Annotated in this window: 20 protein-coding genes and 1 pseudogene; 7 read left to right on the top strand and 14 right to left on the bottom strand. The window is 43.1% G+C overall.

Translation table 11 applies throughout. The features are described 5' to 3' along the window. Nucleotides 1–248 precede the first annotated feature (248 nt). A complete protein-coding gene (locus tag BMZ78_RS11005) occupies nucleotides 249–2711 on the bottom strand; it encodes a transglycosylase domain-containing protein (RefSeq protein WP_093230324.1) in 2463 nt (820 codons plus the stop codon). A 190-nt stretch (nucleotides 2712–2901) separates the two neighbouring features. Further along, nucleotides 2902–5547 carry a transglycosylase domain-containing protein gene (locus BMZ78_RS11000; protein ID WP_093230323.1) on the bottom strand — a complete coding sequence of 882 codons (2646 nt, stop codon included), beginning with the start codon at nucleotides 5545–5547 and terminating at the stop codon, nucleotides 2902–2904. A 162-nt stretch (nucleotides 5548–5709) separates the two neighbouring features. Here BMZ78_RS11000 and BMZ78_RS18800 point away from each other — a divergent pair, with 162 nt between their 5' ends. Next, nucleotides 5710–5883, top strand: a complete 174-nt coding sequence (locus BMZ78_RS18800; RefSeq protein ID WP_175482417.1) for a hypothetical protein — start codon at nucleotides 5710–5712, stop codon at nucleotides 5881–5883. Between the two features lie 89 nt (nucleotides 5884–5972). Here BMZ78_RS18800 and BMZ78_RS10995 read toward each other — a convergent pair whose 3' ends face one another. From BMZ78_RS10995 to BMZ78_RS10980, 4 genes are all read right to left on the bottom strand, one after another. Then, nucleotides 5973–6740, bottom strand: coding sequence for an SDR family oxidoreductase (locus tag BMZ78_RS10995; RefSeq protein WP_093230321.1), 768 nt, complete (start codon nucleotides 6738–6740; stop codon nucleotides 5973–5975). Nucleotides 6741–6882: 142 nt separating this feature from the next. Beyond that, nucleotides 6883–7806, bottom strand: coding sequence for an RluA family pseudouridine synthase (locus BMZ78_RS10990; RefSeq protein ID WP_093230320.1), 924 nt, complete (start codon nucleotides 7804–7806; stop codon nucleotides 6883–6885). Nucleotides 7807–8077: 271 nt separating this feature from the next. Then, nucleotides 8078–8407 (bottom strand): DUF2085 domain-containing protein, encoded by a 330-nt coding sequence (locus BMZ78_RS10985; RefSeq protein ID WP_093230318.1) that lies wholly within the window; start codon nucleotides 8405–8407, stop codon nucleotides 8078–8080. 225 nt (nucleotides 8408–8632) lie between these two features. After that, nucleotides 8633–8890: a hypothetical protein gene (locus BMZ78_RS10980; protein ID WP_093230317.1), complete on the bottom strand. Its 258-nt coding sequence runs from the start codon at nucleotides 8888–8890 to the stop codon at nucleotides 8633–8635. 147 nt (nucleotides 8891–9037) lie between these two features. Between BMZ78_RS10980 and BMZ78_RS10975 the strand changes: the two genes are divergently transcribed. Further along, on the top strand, nucleotides 9038–9805 hold the full coding sequence (locus tag BMZ78_RS10975) for a TatD family hydrolase (RefSeq protein ID WP_093230315.1): 768 nt from the start codon (nucleotides 9038–9040) through the stop codon (nucleotides 9803–9805). Between the two features lie 191 nt (nucleotides 9806–9996). Here BMZ78_RS10975 and BMZ78_RS10970 read toward each other — a convergent pair whose 3' ends face one another. The 6 genes from BMZ78_RS10970 to BMZ78_RS10940 all read right to left on the bottom strand — a co-directional run bounded on the left by BMZ78_RS10970 (nucleotide 9997) and on the right by BMZ78_RS10940 (nucleotide 18109). After that, complete coding sequence (locus BMZ78_RS10970) at nucleotides 9997–10452, bottom strand: hypothetical protein (RefSeq protein WP_093230314.1); 456 nt, start codon at nucleotides 10450–10452, stop codon at nucleotides 9997–9999. A gap of 101 nt (nucleotides 10453–10553) precedes the next feature. Next, nucleotides 10554–12233, bottom strand: a complete 1680-nt coding sequence (locus BMZ78_RS10965) for a transglutaminase-like domain-containing protein (RefSeq protein WP_093230312.1) — start codon at nucleotides 12231–12233, stop codon at nucleotides 10554–10556. 304 nt (nucleotides 12234–12537) lie between these two features. Further along, entirely contained in the window at nucleotides 12538–14544 is a 2007-nt protein-coding gene (ligA, locus tag BMZ78_RS10960; protein WP_093230424.1) for an NAD-dependent DNA ligase LigA, read from the bottom strand. A 27-nt stretch (nucleotides 14545–14571) separates the two neighbouring features. Beyond that, nucleotides 14572–16767: a DNA helicase PcrA gene (gene pcrA / locus BMZ78_RS10955; protein ID WP_093230311.1), complete on the bottom strand. Its 2196-nt coding sequence runs from the start codon at nucleotides 16765–16767 to the stop codon at nucleotides 14572–14574. Nucleotides 16768–16782: 15 nt separating this feature from the next. Further along, the gene (gene pcrB, locus BMZ78_RS10950) at nucleotides 16783–17496 is read right to left on the bottom strand and encodes a heptaprenylglyceryl phosphate synthase (RefSeq protein WP_093230309.1); all 714 of its coding nucleotides are present in this window, start codon (nucleotides 17494–17496) and stop codon (nucleotides 16783–16785) included. Between the two features lie 310 nt (nucleotides 17497–17806). Beyond that, nucleotides 17807–18109: a YerC/YecD family TrpR-related protein gene (locus BMZ78_RS10940; RefSeq protein ID WP_093230306.1), complete on the bottom strand. Its 303-nt coding sequence runs from the start codon at nucleotides 18107–18109 to the stop codon at nucleotides 17807–17809. Between the two features lie 515 nt (nucleotides 18110–18624). On the opposite strand from BMZ78_RS10940, the gene BMZ78_RS10935 reads away from it, so the two are divergent. Continuing rightward, nucleotides 18625–18891, top strand: a complete 267-nt coding sequence (locus BMZ78_RS10935; protein WP_093230305.1) for a hypothetical protein — start codon at nucleotides 18625–18627, stop codon at nucleotides 18889–18891. Nucleotides 18892–19122: 231 nt separating this feature from the next. Then, nucleotides 19123–19560, top strand: a complete 438-nt coding sequence (locus BMZ78_RS10930; RefSeq protein WP_093230303.1) for a peptidylprolyl isomerase — start codon at nucleotides 19123–19125, stop codon at nucleotides 19558–19560. 98 nt (nucleotides 19561–19658) lie between these two features. Here the strand turns inward: BMZ78_RS10930 and BMZ78_RS10925 are convergent, their stop codons facing one another. Then, nucleotides 19659–20237, bottom strand: coding sequence for an N-acetylmuramoyl-L-alanine amidase family protein (locus BMZ78_RS10925; protein WP_093230302.1), 579 nt, complete (start codon nucleotides 20235–20237; stop codon nucleotides 19659–19661). 473 nt (nucleotides 20238–20710) lie between these two features. On the opposite strand from BMZ78_RS10925, the gene BMZ78_RS10920 reads away from it, so the two are divergent. From BMZ78_RS10920 to BMZ78_RS10910, 3 genes are read left to right on the top strand one after another with little or no spacing between them, the layout of a single operon-like run. Next, nucleotides 20711–21076 (top strand): hypothetical protein, encoded by a 366-nt coding sequence (locus tag BMZ78_RS10920; protein ID WP_093230300.1) that lies wholly within the window; start codon nucleotides 20711–20713, stop codon nucleotides 21074–21076. 31 nt (nucleotides 21077–21107) lie between these two features. Then, nucleotides 21108–22256, top strand: coding sequence for an ImmA/IrrE family metallo-endopeptidase (locus BMZ78_RS10915; RefSeq protein ID WP_093230299.1), 1149 nt, complete (start codon nucleotides 21108–21110; stop codon nucleotides 22254–22256). 2 nt (nucleotides 22257–22258) lie between these two features. Then, the gene (locus tag BMZ78_RS10910) at nucleotides 22259–22783 is read left to right on the top strand and encodes a PIN domain-containing protein (protein WP_093230297.1); all 525 of its coding nucleotides are present in this window, start codon (nucleotides 22259–22261) and stop codon (nucleotides 22781–22783) included. A gap of 608 nt (nucleotides 22784–23391) precedes the next feature. On the opposite strand, the pseudogene BMZ78_RS19595 reads toward BMZ78_RS10910, so the two are convergent. After that, nucleotides 23392–23613, bottom strand: a pseudogene (locus BMZ78_RS19595) (type I restriction-modification system subunit M N-terminal domain-containing protein); the annotation flags it as partial. Nucleotides 23614–23754: the final 141 nt, after the last annotated feature.

The raw sequence follows: 23754 nt of genomic DNA, 5'->3' as shown, positions 1-23754 counted from the left end.
CAAATCTCTTTGGAATTGGTGTCATCTTTACAAACAGTGACATGTTTCCTTTATTTTTTATCCATTTTTATTTTTTAGACAAAAAATAACCCGGAAAGATCCGGGTTGGTAGACAATATCTCCATTTTTTCTCTTTCATTGCCTGTCCATAAGTACCATTGACACTCCACACGGCTGAAGGGGCTTTCAGACGGCATTTTTGTAATAGTCATTAAACGGGAAAAGGGGACTCTTTGTTTCTCTCCAACTTATTCAAACAAAGAAACCTTTACCACTGCCGATGTCGGCTGCATGGGCCGTCGGGGATCCATGGCAGTCACCCGGTAATAATATACTTTCTTGCTGCCGAGGAGTGACATCATTTGATCCAGGAGACCGGGCTCTCCAATTTCGTCAACGTAACTGGTTGCGGCAAGATTCTGCGCCAGGTCTTCAAAGTGTTCCCCATTTTCCGAACGGGAAATCTGATATTTGACTCCTTCTCCCTGTGGATTCCAACTTAATGTCACCCGTCCTTTTTCATAAATCGCCTTAAGCCCAAACTCTTGACCAGACAAGTTGGGTTGAGGCAGAGAGCCAGGTTCGGCAAATGTGGTGGCCGGTTTACCTTGATGGGCTTGCGACATGACCATACTGAATAATTTTGCCGGTAAGCCACTACCGGTCAATTCATACAATTCGTTCTCCTCTTTCTTCTGATTAAAAACAACTACCGCCGTAACCAAATCCGGCGTAAACCCCACATACCACGCTTTTTCTTTGTTTTGTGTAGTTCCGCTCTTGCCAGCCACTTCTCGTCCATCAGCCAAACGGGCATGGGTACTGCCTGATCCATCTGGATCCTGGACTGCTTTTTTCAGCATATAGGTCATCTCTGCAGCCGTTTCTGGCGAAAATACTTGCTTCACTGGATGATCCACTTTGATCGTCTCTTCGTTACCATCGGGATTGGGCACTTTAATCTCTTTGATGATATGAGCTTCAACATAGTGGCCATGATTCGGAAATACCGCATAAGCTTGAGCCATATCTATCGTGGAGACTCCTTGGGTAAGTCCACCTAAAGCCAGAGGTGAAAAATCTTTATCTGCAGGCAAAAGGGGAAGACCTAATCGTTTGCCATAATCAAAAGCCCGATCCAATCCGACCGTATCTTTCAGTAATTGAACTGCTGAGGCATTTAATGACCACTTCGTCATTTGCTCCAGTGTCACTAAACCATAATAGCGTTGGTCATAATTATGAATTCTCTTTCCTTTGACCTCGATCGGTGCATCCATGACTACCGAATCTCTGCGATATCCTTCCTCTTCAATCGCTGGAGAAAATACAGTCAGTGGTTTGATCGTGGAGCCAGGCTGATGTTTCTCCACCGAACGCAACTGGTAACCTGAACGATATTGCCTGCCGCCCCCTACGGCTACAATGGTTCCGTCTTTGGGATTTAATACGGTGATACCGGCATCTACTTTTTCGGCTGGCATTTTTCTCCCATTTTGATCAATGAACACGTTATCGTTTTTCAAAATTTCGTTGACTGCATCCTGTACTTTCCGATCGATACTGGTATATATTTTCAAGTTACTGCTATATAACTTTTTTCCTTTGAAATGAGGGTATTTTCGTTCCATTTCGTCCTGAATTAATTCAAGAAACGGAAGATTGGCTAACTTCTCTTTATACGCATATAAACTGGATTTATCTTTGAGCGGCAATTCTTTTTTGGACCATTTTTCCTCTTCTTCTTTGCTAATCAGTGGCGGCATGTCATCTTTTCGTGCCATGATATACAAGACATCGACTTGACGCTTTTTGAGCCGTTTTTTATTGTCTTCACCGAGATATGGATTATATGTGGTGGTTCCTTGCGGCAAGCCTGCCAAAATGGCGATTTCGCCTGGGGTTAAGGTATCTTTTTGCAAATCTTTGCCAAAATACACTTTTGCTGCTGTCTGTACGCCATAAATATTGTTTCCATATTCAATCCGGTTCAGGTAAGCCTCCAAGATCTTATCTTTTCCCTTGGTTCGCTCCAGATTCCAGGCAGCGGCGATCTCTTTCAGTTTTCGGCTGAGTGTGCGCTCTTGTGTTCCCAAGACCACTTTGCGCGCCACTTGCATGGTAATGGTACTGCCACCCTGTTCTTTTTTTCCAGACAAGGTGTAAAAAGCAGAACGCAATAACGCATAAAAATCGACGCCATTATGCTGATAGAAACGAACATCTTCGACTTTGATCATGGCATCGACCAATTTTTTATTCTTTGCTTTCAAGTCCTGTAACGAAATGTATTCATGATAGATCTCCCGCCTCTTCTCAGTTGGATCCTGTTCTTTCGCCAATTGAATCAGGCGCTGGTTATCTTTGTCAAAAATAATCAAACCACTTTCATCAATGCGCTCTAACGGTAAAAATTCGCCAGTGACCATAATCGTGCCGATAATCCCCAACATCAAGCCAAGTGAGGAAACGAGCACGACCAACAGCCATTTCCATGAAAAAAGAAGTCCCCATCTATGGCGTGGAGCTTTCGCCGCCTTGGGCCGACCATCTGGGGCAGGCGGTGAAGACAGCTTCGTTACTTTCTTTGTTTGTGCCTCATGCTCAGGCTTTTTTTCTTCCTGGGGTTGCTCTTTTTTCTCTTTCGCTGAGCCTATACGCGCACTGCGAATGCGAGGCGAAAAATCCCTTTCCCCTTTTTGCTTATCCACATTTCTCCCCCCTTGGTGTGTCTCTTCTTATATGTATCTATGTACTTGTCATGGTATCACCTTATCTTTCATTGTCAGAATACCATGTTTACAGAACAAAAAGATATGAAAAGGTTATTACGAATATTCCCTCTGATCTGGCTGTGGTAACAAAAAGTCCCAGCGCATATGCACTGGGACTTTCTGGAGGTTAGAACCGGCGGATGAACATTTGGAAAGGTGGACGTGGTGGTTGTCCTCCACCGCCTCCCTGATCTTGAGGTGGTCGACAGCCCGTAGTAACTCCATTTTGACGGATAATACACTGTTTCACTTGCTGTTCACATTGTGGATCGGTGCTGTTCCGACACCATTCTTTGGCTTTATTATTTGCTCTATCGCACACATCATCACTTACACCTGGTCCACAGTCATTATTAGTTCTTTCTTCCTTACACTTAGGATCCTCCTTATGTTCATCGCACCAACGTTTACATGCTGGATCATTCAGATCATATTTACCATCGGGGCCGATTTGCTGACACTTCTCTTCCTCTTTCTTACCGCTCACTGTGATCGTCTCTACATTCGACTCCAATTTCTCATCCGGTTTGGACTTATTCACCGCAACCACTTGGTAAGCATAAGTCTTACCTTCTTTGACATCCTTGTCTAAATAACTGGTACCGGATACCGGTACAGGTGTGGACGGGTTTCCTTCTCCTTTCAGCAACTGATAGCTATAGTCTTTGCCCAAGTCGGTCCATTTCAGCTCGACTGCCTTACTCTCTTCGTTGTAATGACCGGTTAATGCCAGTTTTTCTTTCGTTTCAGGTGCTGGTGGTTGTGGGTCGACAACTCCTGGTGGACGCGGGAAGTCTTTTGCCGGTACACCTTCCAAGGCTTCTGACATAAACTCACTGAAGATCGAAGCTGGTACCTTACTGGAGATCGGTGCGTACGGCTTTTGCAGGTTAAACACGTTGACTGCTGCTACATATTGCGGTGTATAACCCACAAACCATACATCTTTTTCCAGCTGGCTAGTACCCGTTTTTCCCGCTACAGGGCGACCGTCTTTTAATCGAGCGCTAGTACCGGTTCCACCATCTTCCATAACCACCGCTTTCAGCATCCGCGTCATATAGTATGAAGCTTTTGGGGTAAATACATCTTTTTCATCTACCGAATGATTATAGATCTCACCCGAAGCTGGGTCCACAATTTTTTCAATGGTATAGGCCTTCTTCACTTTCCCATCACTTTGCGGGTACACCGTAAAAGCCTGTGCCATGTCTAAAGTAGAAACCCCTTTGGTTAATCCACCCAAGGCCAAAGGCGAAACGTTCTGATCCTCTGGAACAAGAGGTAAACCTAGAGATTTCGCATAGTTAAAAGCGGTTGGCAGTCCAACTACACTTTGCAGAATTTTAACGGTTGAAGCATTCAAGGATTGCTTTACGTTATCCTTAAAGTAAATTTCTCCATAATACCGTTTGGTAAAGTTTTCAATCTTCTTGTCGCCTACATAAATTTCTTCATCCTTGATCTTGGTATATTCGTTATATCCTTTTTCAATCGCTGGTGTATAAACGGTCAATGGTTTGATCGATGATCCTGGTTGTCGCGGTTCAAGTGCACGGTTGGTGAATGTAGGTTGATATTGTCTTCCGCCACCGACCGCTACTACTGCTCCTGTATCCGGTTTGATGACTGTGATCCCTGCATCAAACTGTTTCGGTGTCTGTTTTTTACCCGACTTCGAAACATAGAGATCATCATTTTTCAGTGCTTTATCAACCGCTTTCTGCACCTTCTGCTCCAAGTTTGTGTAAATGACCAGACCACGATTCAGTGCATTCGGTTCCAGTTTTCCATCTGCTTCCAGTTTCTCCAATTCTTCATCAACCAGATCCAAATAAGCAGCGGCTAAGGTATTATCGCCTTTCAGGTATTTTTGCGTATAGTTTTTCGCAGATAATGGCTGTTGTTTATATTTCTCAGCCTCAGACTGACTGATCAGAGCTGGCATTTCATCTTCGGTGGCCATTTTACCCAAGATCAGGTCACGTCTTTCCTGTGCACGTTTCACAATCTTGGGGTTTTGGGAAGTCGGGTTATAGCCAGAAGGTGACTTCGGCAATCCGCACAAAATCGCTACTTGCTCAGGCGTAAGCGTATCCTTTTTCAGGTCTTTGTCAAAATAAAGCTTCGCCGCCATGGCAATTCCTTTTGCTCTTGGATGGAAATCAATGTAGTTCAAATAAGCCTCTAAAATCTTTTCTTTGTCATAGCTTTCGCCCAAATGCTTTGCAATCGCCAGCTCCCGAATCTTCCGCGTATATGTTTTTTCTTTGTTATTCAAGATAATGTTCCGTGCGACCTGCATGGTGATCGTTCCACCACCTTCGGCATTGCCAAGGTGAATGATGTTTTTCACCAGCGCACGGCCCAAACCAAAATAGTCAATCCCACTGTGCTGGTCAAAACGTACGTCCTCTACTTTTTTGATTGTTTGGACTAGCAGAGGATTGGTTTTCTTTAAAGTTTGAATATCAATAAACTCTCTTTGTTCTCTTCCGATTCGCCCAATTTCAGTTCCTTTTGCATCTTTTACAACCGATGAATAATTGATCTTCGCAATCGCATCAAGTGGAGGCTTCTCGGTTGTCAAAAAGATATAAGCCGCCCAGCTGAAACCTCCAAGGAAGAGAACCAACATCCCCAACATAAACCACTTAAAAAAAAGCCACACACTACCTTTTTTCTTCTTTTTATCATTTCCTCTCCCTGATTTCCTGGAAAGGCGCTGACTACGCGATAAGGTAGGTTGGTCCATACGATGATAATCGTTCATGAATGAACCTCCTAAATACTTTTTCTACAAAACTTCCTATTTTGATATCTGATATTTTTTGGATTATTTTCCCTTTTTTGGCAATCAAAACACAACATTCATCGCTTGTCCTCTGCCTTTATTCCCAAATCTGTGATATATTGAAGCAGAGGTGAAACCATTATGCATACAAAAGCAGCTATCTTTGCTTGTCGAGTGACGGGCGGAATCGGCATGCTGGCATCCTTGCTTTTCCTCAAGCTATATGGAGCAGTTGGCCTCATCGCCGGTTTGATTGGTTCTGGTCTTTGGTTTGGACTGGCTTCTTATTTAAAGAAATCCTCCACACAAAAATAAATATAATCCAATATACATTATAACTTATATAAAAAAAAATGGGCTGATTTTGCCAAGAGAATATTACAATAGTATTACAATTTATTTACTTATTTTACAAAATCTCGCCGGAGATCAAAACCCCCAGTAACTGGAATAATGGCTCCCGTAATAAAATCAGAATCCGGATGAGCCAAAAAACGAACCACTCTGGCAATATCCTCCCCGGTACCGGGACGGCCAACCAATGAACGAGGATCCTCTTTCCCTCTGGCAGCAGCAATAGGAGCTTCTTTAAAGGGATCACGAATATCTCCAGGAGCAATCATATTGACGGTAATCCCATAAGGCGCTTCCTCTCTGGCTAGTGATCGTGTAAGCGACACTAGCCCCACTTTTGCCGCCGCATAAGCAGCATACCCTTCCCAAGCGGGAGCTGAATCTACTCCTGAAAAACCAAAAGTGATAATCCGGCCTCCACCCTGTTTGCGCATGAGCGGGATTACTTCACGAACACAATAAAACACACTGGACAAGTTCCCGTCGATCATGTTACGCCACTGTTCATCCGTTAGCCCAATGGTCGGAGTTGATCGAAAAACAAATGGTCCTGCTGTACAAACGAGTACATCGATCCTTCCCCAACTTGTTATGATCTCGCTCACCATTCGTTTAACATCAGCCAGCTGACTGACATCTCCTTGCAAAATGAGCGATTCACACCCCATCTGGGCCAATTCTCTCTGCAATTCATTCGCTGCTGTTTGGCTGCGTCGATAATTGATGGCCAAACGGTACCCCTCTTCTGCCAGGCCTTTGGCGATCATCACCCCTAGTCCTTTGGCTCCGCCAAGGATCCACGCTACTTTCCTGCGCATGTTCTGCTCCTTTCCTACTCCATCATGTTCTTATTGTATCAAAGAGATTTTATAAAGATAGAAACAATTATATGAAAAATGCGAGTCCCCTCTTGAACTCGCTCTCATTATATGTAAACTTGTCCATTTTTAGCTCTACGAGTTATTCCATCATGGCTTGCAATTTGCGAATGCAATCCTGAATATCCTCCGGCAGCGGGCTATCCCACTCTTTCCATTCCTGCAGACGTGGATGGTATAACCGAAGATAAGTGGCATGAAGAGCCTGTCTGGAAACCAGATGCATATCATTGCCCGTTCCATATAAAGAATCTCCAATAATCGGATATCCCAACCAAGAAAGATGCACTCGAATTTGGTGCGTTCTTCCCGTTTCCAGCTGAAGCCGTACCAAAGTGGCATTCGAATAGCGCTGGACCACTTGATAATGGGTAATCGCCGGATCACCGTCTTCAAAATCGACCCTTCGTGCGGTTGCTACCTCCGGATGCAGGCCAATCGGTGCTTCGACAGTCCCTGTATCCTGTTCCATCTGTCCATGTACAACCGCCAAGTACATCCGTTGATACCTTTTCTTGGCCATCTGCTCAGCTAAAAATGCATGAGCATAAGCATGCTTGGCAACCACCATCAACCCGGACGTATCTTTATCCAAACGGGTAACCGGTCGCATCTTGTGTGTCTGCCCCTGTTGTTGCCAATGATAAAACAAGCCATTGGCCAAGGTATGATCAGGATGGCCACGGGTTGGATGTACAACCAATCCAGGCGGCTTATCCACCACCACAATATCCTCATCTTCATAAACAATCCGAAAATCAACCGGTTGCGGTTCTATATGCTCAGGAAGTTCCTCTTCCATCATCCGTACGACAATCTGATCCCCCGTCTTTACACGGGAAGTTAAATAAATCACTTCGCCATTGACGGTAACCAATTGATGGGCTTTCAGTTTGCGCATCATCCGCTTCGAAAAACGAAAGCGACTCTCCAACACCTGGCGTAACATCTTTCCATTCTCTTTTTCTTCTACCTGGTAGAAAAACGTTGGCTGCGATTCTCCCATAACTACACCTCAATCAAATTCACTCCGGGCAAATAACCGTTTTCCATGACTGATTTTTTGAGCTGTATTCAGAAAGGAATCGCACCATTTTCACATAAAAAGGTGCGATCACCTGAATTTCTGCTTACATTGATCCAGAGGCGATCCTGCTTCTCCTGCGCTTCGGGATGGATTCTGTCCTCAGTGACGATTTCTGTACCATCAAAGTCACTCCGTAAGGAACACATCCCTTCGCTTTATAGAAATCAGAACACCTTTAACCATCTTCGTTTCATTTAAATACCTGAATAATGACCCGTGCTACATACCAGATAAACAGACATTGTCCAATGCCGCTTAATCCTCCAGTAATCACGCGCAAAACATTATTACTTTCCCTCATCCCCAACTTTTGTGTCAAGCCATCGATGAACATAGGCAGTTGAAAAATAATGGAAAGGTACAAAACGAACCATGTCTGAGGTACAAAATAGAAAAATGGCAAAAACAGATAAGCACTATAAATTGCTGTACATCGTGCACAAAGCGGCATCGGCTTTCCTTTGATATGAATGGTCCGATCAGGTCTTCGATGACAGGGAATGATGGATAAAAATTTCATAACATCTCACCCATTTCAAAGAGCCAATTATTGATGTCTGGTAAGCTACAACCATCAAGTTGAACAACTGGCAGCCTCAAAAGCTGTAAACACAAAAAATGGTTGCGAACCCAGATGGTCCGAAACCATTTGAACCAGGTATGCCGAAGCATGTTTATCCACAGTTGTGAAAGCATTGCTCTCTATGGAACAGATCGATCTCGATCAACAGAAGAGCCTCATTTATCAATCACAATCCAAGCCACAATCTGGCACATCACAACAGTCGCAGTCTGGTACATCACAGCAGTCGCAATCTCCCAGTTTCAGTGCCTTTTTGAACTTCTTGGCCGCTGATTTCTTTTTGTAAAAATACATGGTTCCCGTACTGATCAAAGCACTTGATCCCAGAAGCGAAGCTCCTGCGAGTACGTTACCAGCAGCCAGTAACTGAATGCCTGCAATCAGTATACTGAAAAAAGACATGATCAGAATAATAAACATCCATTCCCCTCTTCCTCTTCAAAAATAGCGAATTTATTTACAGAGATAAGGAAAAGATATTCAGATTTGTATTTTTATTATACTATAAATCAAAGAATATACGATAAATGCATATTAACGAAATAATCAAACAACAGGAGTGTTACCATGAATTACTTTGATGCCCATATCCATCTGGAGAAATATACGGATACCGAAATTGATCAAATCTTGCGTGATCCGCAGCTGGAAGGGGTACTGGCTGTCTCCATGGATTTGCCATCTTCCGAGCGAACTCTTGCCTTGAAACGGAGATTCCCTGACAAGATCCGGATTGCCTGTGGATTCCATCCTGAGCAGGAGGCGCAGGAAGTCGAACCTCTCGTCCGTTTTATCCAGGCACATGCCGATGAAATCGATGCCATCGGTGAAATAGGCCTACCCTATTACCTACATCAAACGAATACGCAGATGGGGCAATCTTTTCACTATCTCTCATATACAGAAATTCTCCGCACTTTCCTCCAATTGGCCAAAGACCTCGACAAGCCTGTGATCCTGCATGCCGTCTATGACGATGCAGCTCGCGCCTGTGATCTTCTTGAAGAATATGGCATTCGCCGCGCCCATTTTCATTGGATCAAGGCAGATCCATCGACTTTGAAACGGATGGCCGAACATCAATATTATGTCTCCTTTACACCCGATATTCTCTACAAGAAAAAAACAGCAGACATCGCTGCCATTTATCCATTGTCACTGATTATGGTTGAAACAGACGGACCTTGGCCATTTGAAGGGCCTTTTACGGGTATGAAGACCACACCGACGATGTTACCTGAGGTGATCCAACACATAGCCCACTTAAGACAGATAAACCCGGTCGAACTGGAGGCGATATTGCTGAATAATGTTAAACAGTTTTTGAGCGAATAGCCCATTTCCAAATATGGAAATTCCTCTAAAATAATCCAATATACCAGCCACAGCAGATACTACCATGTTACCTTTTCAAGACCAAATAGTAGAGTTTTTATCGGTGGTGGAAGCGGTGTTTGGCTAAAAGCAAGTAAAAAATAAGCGGGTCCTTTTGTTCCCGCGTTCTAGAACTCTTGCCATTATCCAACTCATTCTCCCTCCAGTTTTTTAAGCTTCATCCGGATTTGGAACGAGGTTTTTTCCTGCTGGCGCATGCGTTCATCAAGGAATTGAATCATTTCCTCTTGTTCATCCTGTCGTTCTGCCAGTAGCGTCAACACGTCTTGCACATCTCTTAAAACGCTGCCGATCTGTTTGAAGCCGTCTGACACATGATCATCCAATAGTTCAATATGCTCATAAACGTTTTGGAAGTCTTCCCGCGCCTTTTTAAACTCTTCCTTCATCTGTTTGGACAATCCGTCAATTAACGATCGATTCAAAATATACCCTGCTTCCGCCTTATCCTCTATCGTTGTCGCCGCTTCCTTGGCCGCCTGAATCTCTTCTCTGGTTACCGCATTTTTCTTCAAATGGTTCACATCAGCCTGCAAACTCTTTAACAATTGCAGGATTTGATCCATCTTATCCTTATCGCTACTCATCCCGATCACTCCTTCATTTTCAGTATAACATACGAAATTTCAGAAAGTTAATTCATAAAACCAAGATAGAATTCAGATCAAGACTGTTTCTTTTATCACAATCAATAAATAACCCCTCGACGCTTATGTGTTTGTGAAAACTTTTCCGGTGCTGGATCAAAATACTGTTCATCGTACTTTTTGATAAAACGGCCATTTGTATTAATGATCCCAGAACCCCAGGTAGGATCCATTGCCAACCATCTGCCATCGACCCACACTTCAACCCAGGCGTGCTGTTGTCCACCTGCTTCCCCTTCAATAAAACGGGCTGGGAGATTGGCCGCCCGAAGTAAGGAAATCGTCAAAAAGACAAAATCCTGACATACACCTTTACGCAAGCGCAGGGTTTTCAAGCCGCTATCATCCCAAGCATAATCCTGTTGCCGGAACTTCTCCACATCATAGCGAACATATTTTGCAACAAAGGCATAAATCGCTTTTGCCTTTTCTCTGTCTGTCCTTTTCCCCGCAGTTAAACGCCGCGCCAATTTTTTAATGGCCGGATGATTGGACTCAATTCCACGTGATGGCATCAAATCACGCAAATCTTGCCTGGCATGGCTCCAAATACGAAAGTGAGCAACAGGATAAAAGCGGAAATAATCTGATTTTCGTTTCGTTATCTCTGGTACAAATACCGTCACCTGATACATTCCTCCGCCAAAGCGCAGACCGATCTCCTGATCAAAGCGAAAATCATGGACTGGAAGAAAATAGGTTGCTTCTTCGAATCCTTTTTCAATCCGTACAATCATATGGGTGGTTCCTGTAGCGAATGGAGCTTTTGGATCGATTCTTCCAGCAATCCGATAAGTTAGCTCTGCTTGATCAAACCCTGTCCGGGGTTGGATCAGTTCCACTCCCCGCTTTTTATATACATCTGTATATTCAATGGGTATGGAAGAAGAAAGCAAGATATTTTTCACATCCAGTCTGGCTCCAGTTACCCACCGATCAGGACGGCTCTGTTCTGGAACCAATATGTCCACTTCATAATTTCCTTCCCCATGAGGAAATGGCAACTCTTCGGAGAAATTGCCATCTAAGGGAATGATCTGATGCTTCCACACTTGTCGATCCTTTTTCAGTTGCACCCACATCTTCGGTGCTTTTGTCTTTCCTTCCAGCTTCAGATAGCCTCTTTGCACACTGTCACTTAACTGTGGGGAGGTAATCTGAAGACCGCTCTTTATACCCTCCTCGCTATAGCTAATATCTTTTTCCACTCGTGCATTCACATTCATCACATCAAACGAAGTTAAGGGAAGATAACCATTCCCCTTTGGATCTGGCATCCGTATCGTTACACGATACATTCCTTCCCCTGCGAACAAACGAATCGCCTGCTTAAATTGTTTAGCTTGAATAGGCGTATAGTAGTGGAAAGAAGCAGGTATTGCTTTATGTTTCGGATTTATCGCATCGACTTGTATCCACATAAGGGCATTCGCCAAAACGGGACGTTTTTCTATATTTCCGGATACAGTCACGATTGAGTTCGCCGCAAACCGATGATATAGAGGCGAGGTTAAGGTTACACCCAGTTGTCTGGCTTCAGGAGACAATTCGATTTTTTTCTGTTTAAAGCGTTTGTTCCATGTTTGCACTTGCAAATCCCAAAAAGAAGAGATCGATGGTGGCAGAGCCAAGTGAGACCAGTCATATCCACTAGCGGAAAGTCCAAAAATACTGAATAACACCGAGATTATTCCTACAGCGAAGAAACTCTCCTTTTTCATCCAAAAAAACGCTCCCCTAAACCATTTTTCCAATTGTTGATATATTCATGATGATCAAATTCTTTTCCTGTTTGATGAACAATATGAGGATCCTTATATCCTATTTCTATACAATAAAAAAAGCGCATTCCCTCCGATTATGGTTGAATCGGAGTTTCCTGCGCCAATGAAGAATAGAAACCAAAGACCAAAACGAGACGAATTCGGACAATGACAAAATGAAAATAAAAAAACAATATTATCATACACTAAATTTGCTTTCATGTGCGTAAAAATAGGTGATTTTTTTTATTTTTTTCGCCCATTATTTCGGAAGTTGCTCCAAAAAGGCTTGTTCATCCAAAATTTCGATCCCTAACTCCTGGGCTTTCTTCAGTTTGGAACCTGCTTTTTCTCCAGCAATCAGAATATCTGTCTTCTTGCTTACACTATTGGTTACCTGAGCACCTAACGACTCCAGTAACTCTGTCGCCTCTTTGCGCGTCATCTGCTCCAATGTACCCGTAATGACAACCGTCTTGCCTGCAAAAGGATGATCGCCTTGTTCTTTTTGTGGCAAAGCCCCTTTATAGGTCATGTTAACGCCTGCTTCCTTCAGACGCTGGATCGTATTCTGTGCTTCCGGTTGCTGGATATATGCCAAAATACTCGAAGCCATCTTCGGGCCAATTTCCTCCAAAGATAACAGCTCTTCTTCTGTCGCCTCCAAAAAGGCATCCATCGTTTGGAAGTGCTGTGCGAGAATTTTCGCTCCTTTGGCTCCCACAAAGCGAATACCTAGACCAAATAATAAGCGTTCAAGCGAATTATCTTTGCTTGCCTCAATCGCCTCCAGGAGATTTTGAACCGATTTTTCACCCATCCGTTCCAGCTTGAGCAAGTCTTCTTTTTGCAAATAGTACAAATCAGCTACATCACGAACCAGCCCATGTTCAAACAATTGCGTGACTACTTTTTCGCCCAATCCTTCAATATTCATCGCATTGCGCGAAACAAAGTGGATAATGCCTTCCCGCGTTTGGGCAGGGCATCCAGGATTGATACAGCGTAAAGCCACTTCTCCCTCGAAACGAACCAATTCACTTTTACATTCAGGACAATGGGTCGGCATCTGATAAGGACGCTCGTCACCCGTACGCTTCTCCACCAATACTCCCACGACTTCTGGAATGATGTCGCCTGCTTTTTTCACAATCACATGATCGCCAAGCATGATCCCCTTCTCACGGATCATCTCTTCATTATGCAGGGACGCCCGTTTGACAGTGGTTCCTGCCAGTAACACCGGATCAAGGATCGCTGTAGGTGTAATGACACCTGTTCGCCCTACACGTACTTCAATATCTCTTAGAATCGTTACAGCTTCTTCAGCTGGAAATTTATACGCAATGGCCCAGCGGGGATTCTTGGCTGTTGCTCCCATTTTTTCCCGTAATCCCAGCTGATCGACCTTGATCACGATCCCGTCAATCTCATAGGGCAAATTCGGTCTTTTTTCACGCCATTCGTTGATGTATTCAAGCACCCCGTCCATGCTATCCACGGTTTTTCTTTCCGGATTTACCTTAAATCCCAGTTTCTCCAGATAATCCAAGGTTTCCGTATGGGTGGCCAACTCTTTCCCTTCGATGGAGCCGATTCCATAAAGGAAAATATCCAGGGCTCTTTCCGCTGCCAATTTCGGATCCAGCTGTCTCAGAGAACCTGCTGCCGCATTGCGAGGATTTGCAAACAGTGGCTCCCCTTTTTTCTCCCGATCTTTATTCAGGCGTTCAAATTCCTTTTTGGGCATAAACGCTTCGCCACGCACTTCCAATGTGACAGGCTGTTTTAATCGCAAGGGAAGCGAGCGGATGGTTTTCAGATTTTGGGTGATATCTTCTCCTGTCTGTCCATCTCCACGCGTCGCCCCCAGTTGAAAAATTCCATCCTGATAACGAAGAGAGACAGCAAGCCCATCGATTTTCAGCTCACAGACATAGTGAACAGGCTCCCCTTCAGCTGCTTTTCGAACTCGCTCATCAAACTCGCGCAAGTCCTCTTCATCAAAAGCATTACCCAGGCTCAGCATTGGAGACAGATGCACCACTTTTTCAAAAAACGGAAGCGGCTTTCCTCCCACACGTTGAGTAGGGGAATCAGGGGTTACGAGCTGAGGGAACTGCTCCTCCAGCTGAAGCAACTCCCGCATCATTTGATCATACTCAGCATCGGAAACAATGGGGTCATCCAGTACATGATAACGATAATTATGCTCGTCAATCATCTCACGCAGTTGATGGATCCGCTCTTTGGCCGCTTGTAACTCCAAAATCATTCTCCTTTCAATATATCCGTGTTACAACTTGGTAATCGGTGCAAAGCGAGCTAACAATTTTTTCACCCCAATCGGGGATGGGAAAGCAACATTGAGCTCCAGATCATCTCCTTCACCTTGTACCTTCACAACGGTACCAATACCCCATTTGGCATGTTGTACTTTATCTCCCACTTGCCACTCGAACTGTGTAGAAGCTGGCCGCCCGGTTACTGTCCGTCGCCATGCAGGAGCTTGTCTGGTCATGCTCTTGGCTTGTCCAACCGTTTCCATCAATTCGCCTGGAATCTCTTTTAAAAAGCGAGAAGGTGGATTGGTGCTGGTATGTCCAAAGATAGTACGAACACGCGCTCGTGTCAAATGCAAACATTTTTCTGCCCGCGTAATCCCTACATAAGCCAGGCGCCTTTCTTCTTCCATCTCTTCCTCATTGTCCAATGAACGGCTGTGCGGGAAAATCCCTTCTTCCATTCCCACTAAAAATACATAAGGAAATTCAAGTCCCTTTGCGCTGTGCAGGGTCATCAGCGAAACAGATGAAGTCGAGTGGGCTTCATTGACGGTTTCATCCAAAGCATCTACATCTGAAACGAGTGCCAGGTCGGTCAGAAAGGCCACTAATGATTTGTCTTCATTTCGTTTTTCGAATTCCTGTACAACGGATAAAAACTCATTCAAGTTTTCCAAACGACCTTGTGCTTCCAATGTATTTTCTTTCTTCAACTCTTCCCGATAACCCGTACGCGTCAATACTTCTTCTGTTAACTCTTCAACGGACAAATATTCCACCATCGCGTGCAATTGTTGAATGAGTGTGACAAAACCCTGAAGTGGTTGGAGCGAACGCTTGGTTAATCCGATTTGCTCCATTTCCAGCAATGCATCAAACATGGAAATTCCTTGTTCGGTTGCATAGTTTGCAATCTTGTCCAAAGTGGCAGCACCGATCCCGCGACGCGGAACATTGATCACACGGGTCAAACTCAAGTCATCCTGCGGATTGACGATCAAACGCAAATACGCAAGGATATCTTTAATTTCTTTGCGCTCATAGAACTTGATTCCTCCGATGACCTGGTAAGGAATGTTGGATTTGAGCAATACTTCCTCCAATACACGTGACTGGGCATTGGTTCGATATAAAATTGCAAAATCCCCATAATCTGCACCATTTCGATGTGCTTGGGTAATTCTCTCAGCAATATAGTAGGCTTCATCATGTTCATTGTCTGCCTCAAAATAATAAAGAGGTTCTCCTTCATCATTTTCGGTCCATAAGTTTTTGGGTTTTCGTTCTGTATTGTGGGCAATCAGATGATTAGCAGCTTGCAGGATTTTTTTGGTTGAACGGTAATTTTGTTCCAGTTTGATCAGCTGCGCTTGTGGCCAATCCCGCTCAAACTGAAGGATATTGGTAATATCTGCGCCCCGAAAACGATAAATCGATTGATCAGCATCCCCTACCACACAAATATTTTGATGATGCTGGGCCAATGTATGAATGAGTACGTACTGTGCGTGATTGGTATCTTGATACTCATCCACATGAATGTATTGAAACTTCTTTTGATAGTATTCCTTTACTTCTGGAACCTGCTTAAATAACTCTACTGTTTTCATCAACAGATCATCAAAGTCCAACGATTCGTTGGTTCGTAGCTTATGTTGGTATTTTTCATAAACCTGTGCCGCCACTTCGTCCAAAAAACTCCCAGAGCTTCGTGCTTTCGCCAACATCTCACCAGGGCCTTGGAGAAGGTTTTTCGCTGCACTGATTTTATTCAGAAGCGAACGGGGTTCAAATTTTTTGGGATCCAAATTTTCTTCTTTGAGTACTTGCTTGATGACGGATAGCTGATCAGAAGTGTCCAAAATCGTAAAATTACGAGAATAACCGATCCGATCAATATCCCGCCGTAAAATCCGTACACACATGGAATGAAACGTGGAAATCCAAATATCCTCAGCGACTGAGCCTACCAAAGAGACAATCCGTTCTTTCATCTCACGAGCTGCCTTATTCGTAAAGGTAATCGCCAATATATTCCAAGGATGAATCTGCTTCTCAGCTAACAGATAGGCTACCCGATAAGTCAATACTCTTGTTTTTCCACTCCCTGCACCAGCCAAAATCTGCACAGGACCTTCCGTTGTCTCGACTGCTCGCCTCTGCATGGGATTTAAACCGCTTAATAATGACAGGGTTGAAGGATTCATCGCCATTCTTCCTTTCTACTTCAGGGCCCGTAATTTTGTTTCTTTTACCCATTTTACCGTACTCACCGCTTTTTCCACATGATAATAAACCAGATTGCCCACAATGACGGTATCAGCCCATGCCGCCATTTCTTTTGCCTGCTGTTCATCCGTAATTCCTCCACCATAAAATAAACGGGAATACTGTAACCCCTTGCGTGCCGCTTTGACTATTTCCGCCTTTCCATACGTCCCGCTATATTCCAGATAAAAAACAGGTATCCGAAACAACTGGTCACACAGTCTGGCATAAGCTGTGACATCACGGGCTTGCAAGTTGGCATCGCACTTGGTCAGCCTCGCTACTTTGGCCTCAGGATTCAGAATCACATAGCCTTCCAGGACAATCTGATTCCAGGGAATGAGACTGCCATAAGTGCGAATCGCTTCGAAGTGAGCTCCTTTGATCCAATAGGATTGATCCGTATTTAAAACGGAAGGAATCAAGTAGCCGTCAAAACCTGGTACAACAGCAGAGTGATTGGAAATCTCTTGCACGCAATACACAGGGTATTTTTTGACGCGCTCCAGTAATCGAAATGTATTTTCAAATGTAACCCCATCCGTTCCTCCAATGATAATCGCATCTGTCCCCGATGTACATATCATTTTGAGCGCTAAATCGGACAGCAATCGATTGGGGTCGAGTTTAAATACATGGCGCCACTTTTTTATCTTTTTTCGCAACATCTCGCATACTCCTTCCGCTCTGGCCCACACCATCCCTTATTATACACGACACCATGAGGCAAAAAAAAACCCCGCATCTTTCGCGAGGTGAGGTCTCCTTTTGGATAAAGCCATCCCGAAAATATGGATTGTTTCTCCCACGCTTCGGGATGGGTTCCTTTCTCCGTGACAACTTCCGTACCATCACAGTCACTCCGCAAGGAACCATCCCTCCGCTTTATAGAAAACATTATCCCTCTTCGTGTTGTTCCGCAACAAGAGGGCTACTCCAAAGATTAAAACGCTTTCATCCCCTACCGGAGGGTGACTATCATGAAGAGGAATTCTGCTCCAAGCGCTCCAACACCATGTTATAGCCATCCGTCCCATAGTGAAGGCATCTTTTCACTCTTGAAATTGTCGCTGTACTTGCACCTGTCTCTGATTCAATCTGATTATAGGTATACCCGGCTCTTAACATCCGGGCCACTTCCAGGCGCTGAGCCAACGATTTAATCTCCCCTACAGTACATAAATCCTCGAAAAATTTATAGCAATCTTCCATGGTCTTCAACTGTAACACAGCGGCAAATAATTGCTCTACTTCTTCTTTTTTCAATTTGCTCAGTTGCATGTCCTACCCCTCCTCACCTTTTCATCCGTTCAATCCTTTAAAGCATAACATTCAACAAAACAATGAAAAAAACCTTCCTTTTCTATTTTGATCAATTTTTTCTATGTTTTAAATAAAATGAAGAACAACCCACTTTATTCCGTTAATCAAATATCGCTTTCTTATTATCTTAAAAAGAGTCGGTGGAATCAACTTTTTCTTGATGGATCAATAAAAATATACCCATCCCTTTGCCACTGGAAAACATGTAACGCAAAGCAGAATAGACACGGCAGAGGTCCTTGCACCATTTGATTCCCGATTCATGTTTAATCTTTCGATTCCAAAGAAGTATCCATTGAACCCGTTCACATACCCGGTTTTCCTTTTCCAGTTGAACGACTTTTGCTCGTTTTTATAGAGCGGGAGTGAAACGGAAAAGGAAAACCGGCAATAAAGGAAACTTTGTCAACAAGCTGAACAATCTCTGATATGGTACAATAAAGATAACGAAAAAGAAGGAGGTCTTTTTCCGAGTGGAAATTACCATTGAAACACGTGGATTAGAGGAAAAACAACATCCATTTTATGTCATTCGCTATGCCATTTTGCAAAATCAGCAAGAATTTCTTGCCAGTGTCGCCCGTTATGTACACACCAATCAAGGGGGACGTGTTCAATTTTTGGAGCCTGATTTAAAAAAAATCCATACGCTTCCCCAAAGTATGGAACACCTCAATCAACTGGAACGTCTTATTAAACAAGAAGGAGCACAACTCGTCCAAAAGCGAAATGACGCATAAATGGAATCAATCCCCATATAAGTTGGATGGCAAGCACGAAAAAAATCCTTTGTACTCTAAGCATGGGTTTATTTTACATAGAGATCGGGTAGGAAACGATTCAAACGAATGATTTCGACAAAGAGGTCCTTTTCAGTCACTGAACATGAAAGGAACCTCTTTGTTTTTTTCATTGCTCACTGGTTATTTCATCAGTTAGAATAAAAGCGTTGATAACAAAGGAGTGATTTCATGGCAACCAAAGCCAGCATTGAATTGGAAAACGGAGCAAAAATTTTGCTCGACTTATATCCTGAATCGGCTCCCATTACGGTAGAAAACTTCAAGAAATTGGCTAACAGCGGATTTTACAATGGCTTGACCTTTCACCGGGTCATTCCCGGTTTTGTGAGCCAAGGTGGCTGCCCATACGGAACAGGTACAGGAAATGCAGGTTATACCATCCCCTGCGAAACCGCCAACAATCCGCACAAACATATTCCAGGCGCTTTATCAATGGCTCATGCCGGAAAAGATACCGGTTCCTGTCAGTTCTTCATCGTACATGAGCCACAGCCACATCTGGATGGTGTACATACTGTGTTTGGACAAGTTACAGAAGGTCTGGAACACGTCTTGAATATGCGGCCAGGAGCCGTCATGAAAGAAGTAAAAGTTTGGGAAGAATAAATTCAAAGACCAAAAAACCCAGCATCTCTTTCTGAGATTGCTGGGTTTTGTCATAGATGAATGAAAGGAAACAGTAAAATCGAAAATGATTCCATCAATTATTTGGGTTGACAACGATAGATATTGGCAATACCTTGTGCAATACATTCTGCATACTGATCACGAAAATATGAATCCCGAAGCAGTACATTATCTTTGGCGTGTGTAATAAAGAGAGAACCCAAGGTAATTGCAGGCATTTGCGCTTGTCTCAGCTCCATGAGCTGGCCATCGAGCGTCTCTGTATCATTTTTCTTGCCCAAATCCGTTACCCCAAATTGCCGTAAAAAGCTGACAATCCGATTGTGTAACCAACACTGTATTCTCCGAGCTTTGGAACCAGCGATCACACTGACATAGGAGGCAAAACCTGTTGCGCTTGGATCCGATGAGGCATTGGTATGAATGCTTAAAAACAGATCAGCATGATGACGATTCGCCCATTCGCTTCTTTCTTCCGGAGTTGTATCAATATCAATGGAGCGAGTCATCGTAACAGATATCCCTTCATACTTTCTGAGCTGTCGCTCAATCCGATATGCCAGATCCAAGCATACTTCTTTTTCCTTCAATGAAAAGCCAATTGCGCCTTGATCTCTTCCTCCATGTCCTGGATCCAAACAAACCAAGATGCTCATCTACATACCTCACCTACCTGCAACAAACCGTTCCGAGGTTCATACATGATTTTTTTCGGCTACCTTTGCCACCAATGAAAAGGAAAATACCGGATCCGATTTGTAAAAAAATAACAGTTACAGTTTATATCACTCAGATTCATCAGACAAGTATGAAAAAAGAATATCATGCAGTCTGTTTAAATAGATAAAGCCCATCATTTCTTTTGATTCCATTTGTTATATTACTCAACTTTCCCATCTTTCGCTAGAACCAAACCATAACCGTCAAAAATCGCTCAAACACTTGACTGATAAGGGTTAATGAAAAGATACCCGAAATGGTATAAGATAAAAATGAAGATGGGATGGAGGGATCATGCTCATGCTCTCAAATCCAGCGAGCGTCATACCAATGCTCTGCCTGTAGGGAATACGAAAAACCTCCTTGGGGTTTCCTGCAGGCAGAGCTCCACTCAAGGAGGTATGACGCGATGTTTGAAAAACCAAAGAAGAAGAATCGTTCAACTGCATACTATCGTCATCACCGGAAACGGGTTATTCAGCGGAAAATTTCGATTACCAACGCATGGCGCTATGATTCAACCGTTGAAAATTGGTATGCACTCCCTCAAAACAAAGGCCGCTTAAATAAAGGAAAAATTCATTGTTCTTGCTCCATGTGTCAAGTTAAGACATGGAAAGATGGGTGGAAAAAATCTGATCGGGTTCAGTTAGAAAAAATGAAGCAAGATTTGCTGGCTTACTTTCGCTTTTCATATCAAGAAAGTACTACAATAAGAATTGATAAGTTGAATTTACATGTATACACAATTTGTTTTTTTGTATATAATAATTAATAGAAAAACAAAAATATAAGAGGTGGAGCAGATGGATCAGAAAATGATCGGGATGAATCTCCGCCGCATTCGAGAGTTCAAAGGTATAAGCCAGTCCGAAGCTGCTGAACGGGCAGGTATTTCCCGACTCACTTATCGGAATATTGAGAATGGAGAGTCCATTCCCAAAGTGTCAACCTTGCAAGCAATCGTTCAAGGTCTCGGCATAAAGCTACAGGACTTATTTGTACCCGTGCGCACTTTGGAAAAGGTTCGTTTCCGAGCTTTGAAAAGAATGAATAATCGTGATTATATTCTTGCTGAGGTCGCACGATGGCTGGATGACTTCAATGATCTCGAAAAGTTATTAAATCAACAGATTGAATACAAGTTTGAAAACCTGACTCTTGAATTGTCTACTATCCCGCCAGGAGCTGAACGGGCTAAATATGCTGCCAAAGAAGCAAGAAAGGTATTAAACTTGACCGAAAAGGAGCCAATCCGTGATATTGCGGGATTACTGGAAGCGAGTGGAATAAAAGTTTACCCAATCCGTTTGGCATCTGATGGTTTTTTCGGATTATCAGTTGCCAAGTCCGATGGGGGACCAGCCATTATTGTAAATGTTTGGGATCGAATTTCAGTGGAGCGCTGGATTTTTAGTGCCGCACATGAATTAGGTCATTTACTGCTTCATTTGGATACCTACAACGTTGAAGAAAGTAACGAGAACCCTGATGATGAATTGGAAGCCAATATTTTCGCCTCCTATTTCTTAATGCCTGAAAGCGCCTTCAAAGGCGAGTGGGACGAAACTTATGGTTTATCTTTTTTCGATCGGGTGCTTAAAGTGAAACGCATTTTTCATGTAAGCTACAAAACTGTACTCTATCGCCTCTCAGAGAAAGATAGGGATGTGTGGAAGAAATTCAAATTCTCTTATAAATTACGAACCGGAAAGACTCTTACCAATATTGAAGAACCAGATGCTCTACAACCTGACAGTTTCCAGCAATCCATGCCAGAGGTACTTCGTGCGCATGAACCAGACTCTTTATCATCTTCCGACTTCATGGAAGATCGTCTATCCCGACTTGTTCGCATCGCTCTTGAAAAGGAACTGATCACTCTAAGCCGTGGTGCAGAAATCCTAAGATTAGATCTAAATGAGATGCGCGAAAGAGTTTCTTCCTGGGAATAGATATGGGAACAAATAAACAAAAATTTCTTATTCTCGATGCGAACATTTTGATTGACTTTATTCATTGTGACCGAACAGTCATCAAATTAATTTGTCAATATGTAGGACAAATTCATTTACCTACCCCCATATTAGATGAAGTGAAAGAAATCCAAGAAAGTGATTGCACTGAATTAGGAATCAGGCTGATTGAACCCGAATTAGATCAACTCATCACAGCATCAGAAAAACGAGGACCTTTATCATTTCAAGATCATTTATGCCTCATCCTTGCAAAAGAACATGGCTGGACATGTGTTACAAATGATAAGGCACTAAGAAGAGAATGTGAAACGGACGGTATAGAACTGATCTGGGGAATCGAATTGATTTGTCTCTTGGTAGAATCAGGCGGCCTCCCCACTTTACACGCAAAGGAGGTCATTCTGCGAATACATCAATCTAACCCCAAATACATCACAAAAGCAATTGTAAAAAGAGCTTTTCAAAGACTAGGGATCGAGGATGACCATGGTAATGAGAGATAAAAAGAACCAAATGTTTATCGCATTGGTTCTGAGATTGTTGACAACCCCTTGGTTCTTGTCACAAGAAGAGGTTAGGGTTTAAAAGCAACTTTGTTTGACTGTACTGTACGAATAAGGATATAATAAATGTACATTAAACGTCCCGTAGTGAATGAAAGCTACGAGTTAAAATTTGAAATACCTCCCAAAAAGCAATCTTCAAAAATGAGGGTTGCTTTTTGAGTTTCTACATATGATATAAGTACATAATCGACCCACAGCTTTTCAGCTGTGTGAATGAATAGCAGGAAGCCAAAGGTTACTGGCTTCCTGTTTATTGTTTCGAGAACTTGTTCACCCTCCAATCGAATTCTGTTTATGAGACCTTATTTTTCAAGCTATCGTAAACTTCATCAAACATATACTCCATAATCATTTCCTTAAATTCGCTGTCTTCGAGTATTTTGAGGAAAAACTTTTCGTTCTGTGCCATTCGGCCAATGACCACGTCCAAAAATGCTTTCTCATAGCTGAATTTGAAGTTTTCTTTCGTATTGTTTTGGGCTTTTTGCACTAAATCATCGTTATCAGCAAAAACGCAAGAAAAGCTGAATGCCATTCTGGATAATCGCTACCCGGTTCAGGATCTCATCCCTTGCTTCTTGCGGCAGATGCTTGAATTTCTCATACTCTGCCAGTACCTTTTCTTTGGTTTCTGCTAACACACAGTCAAAGCGCCGCAACACGGCCATGGGTAAGATGACTTTTCCATAATCTTCTTTTCTATAGGGTCCCCGTAAAATTTCAGCTATGGTCCAGATGAAGTTGACCTTCTCTTGAAAATTGTGCATATGCGATTCTCCTTCTCGATCTATTTCTATTTCCCTTCACTAAGGGGTGAAAGAAGTCTTATCTATCACTCTATACATCAACTATTTTATAACTGTGACAAAAAAGGTTGAAGCGGATTTGTTAACGTATTTGTCCTTATC

The sequence above is a fragment of the Thermoflavimicrobium dichotomicum genome, from assembly GCF_900114055.1.
Lineage (GTDB): Bacteria > Bacillota > Bacilli > Thermoactinomycetales > Thermoactinomycetaceae > Thermoflavimicrobium > Thermoflavimicrobium dichotomicum.
The sequence above is the reverse complement of the archived record's forward strand: the minus strand, read 5'-3'. Positions and strand labels throughout refer to the sequence as shown.

Coding starts and splice junctions, on each gene's coding strand:
- BMZ78_RS11000 (WP_093230323.1), bottom strand. CDS start 5,547: ATGAACGATTATCATCGTATGGACCAACCTACCTTATCGCGTAGTCAG.
- BMZ78_RS18800 (WP_175482417.1), top strand. CDS start 5,710: ATGCATACAAAAGCAGCTATCTTTGCTTGTCGAGTGACGGGCGGAATC.
- BMZ78_RS10995 (WP_093230321.1), bottom strand. CDS start 6,740: ATGCGCAGGAAAGTAGCGTGGATCCTTGGCGGAGCCAAAGGACTAGGG.
- BMZ78_RS10990 (WP_093230320.1), bottom strand. CDS start 7,806: ATGGGAGAATCGCAGCCAACGTTTTTCTACCAGGTAGAAGAAAAAGAG.
- BMZ78_RS10985 (WP_093230318.1), bottom strand. CDS start 8,407: ATGAAATTTTTATCCATCATTCCCTGTCATCGAAGACCTGATCGGACC.
- BMZ78_RS10980 (WP_093230317.1), bottom strand. CDS start 8,890: ATGTTTATTATTCTGATCATGTCTTTTTTCAGTATACTGATTGCAGGC.
- BMZ78_RS10975 (WP_093230315.1), top strand. CDS start 9,038: ATGAATTACTTTGATGCCCATATCCATCTGGAGAAATATACGGATACC.
- BMZ78_RS10970 (WP_093230314.1), bottom strand. CDS start 10,452: ATGAGTAGCGATAAGGATAAGATGGATCAAATCCTGCAATTGTTAAAG.
- BMZ78_RS10965 (WP_093230312.1), bottom strand. CDS start 12,233: ATGAAAAAGGAGAGTTTCTTCGCTGTAGGAATAATCTCGGTGTTATTC.
- pcrA (WP_093230311.1), bottom strand. CDS start 16,767: ATGAATCCTTCAACCCTGTCATTATTAAGCGGTTTAAATCCCATGCAG.
- pcrB (WP_093230309.1), bottom strand. CDS start 17,496: ATGTTGCGAAAAAAGATAAAAAAGTGGCGCCATGTATTTAAACTCGAC.
- BMZ78_RS10940 (WP_093230306.1), bottom strand. CDS start 18,109: ATGCAACTGAGCAAATTGAAAAAAGAAGAAGTAGAGCAATTATTTGCC.
- BMZ78_RS10930 (WP_093230303.1), top strand. CDS start 19,123: ATGGCAACCAAAGCCAGCATTGAATTGGAAAACGGAGCAAAAATTTTG.
- BMZ78_RS10925 (WP_093230302.1), bottom strand. CDS start 20,237: ATGAGCATCTTGGTTTGTTTGGATCCAGGACATGGAGGAAGAGATCAA.
- BMZ78_RS10920 (WP_093230300.1), top strand. CDS start 20,711: ATGTTTGAAAAACCAAAGAAGAAGAATCGTTCAACTGCATACTATCGT.
- BMZ78_RS10915 (WP_093230299.1), top strand. CDS start 21,108: ATGGATCAGAAAATGATCGGGATGAATCTCCGCCGCATTCGAGAGTTC.
- BMZ78_RS10910 (WP_093230297.1), top strand. CDS start 22,259: ATGGGAACAAATAAACAAAAATTTCTTATTCTCGATGCGAACATTTTG.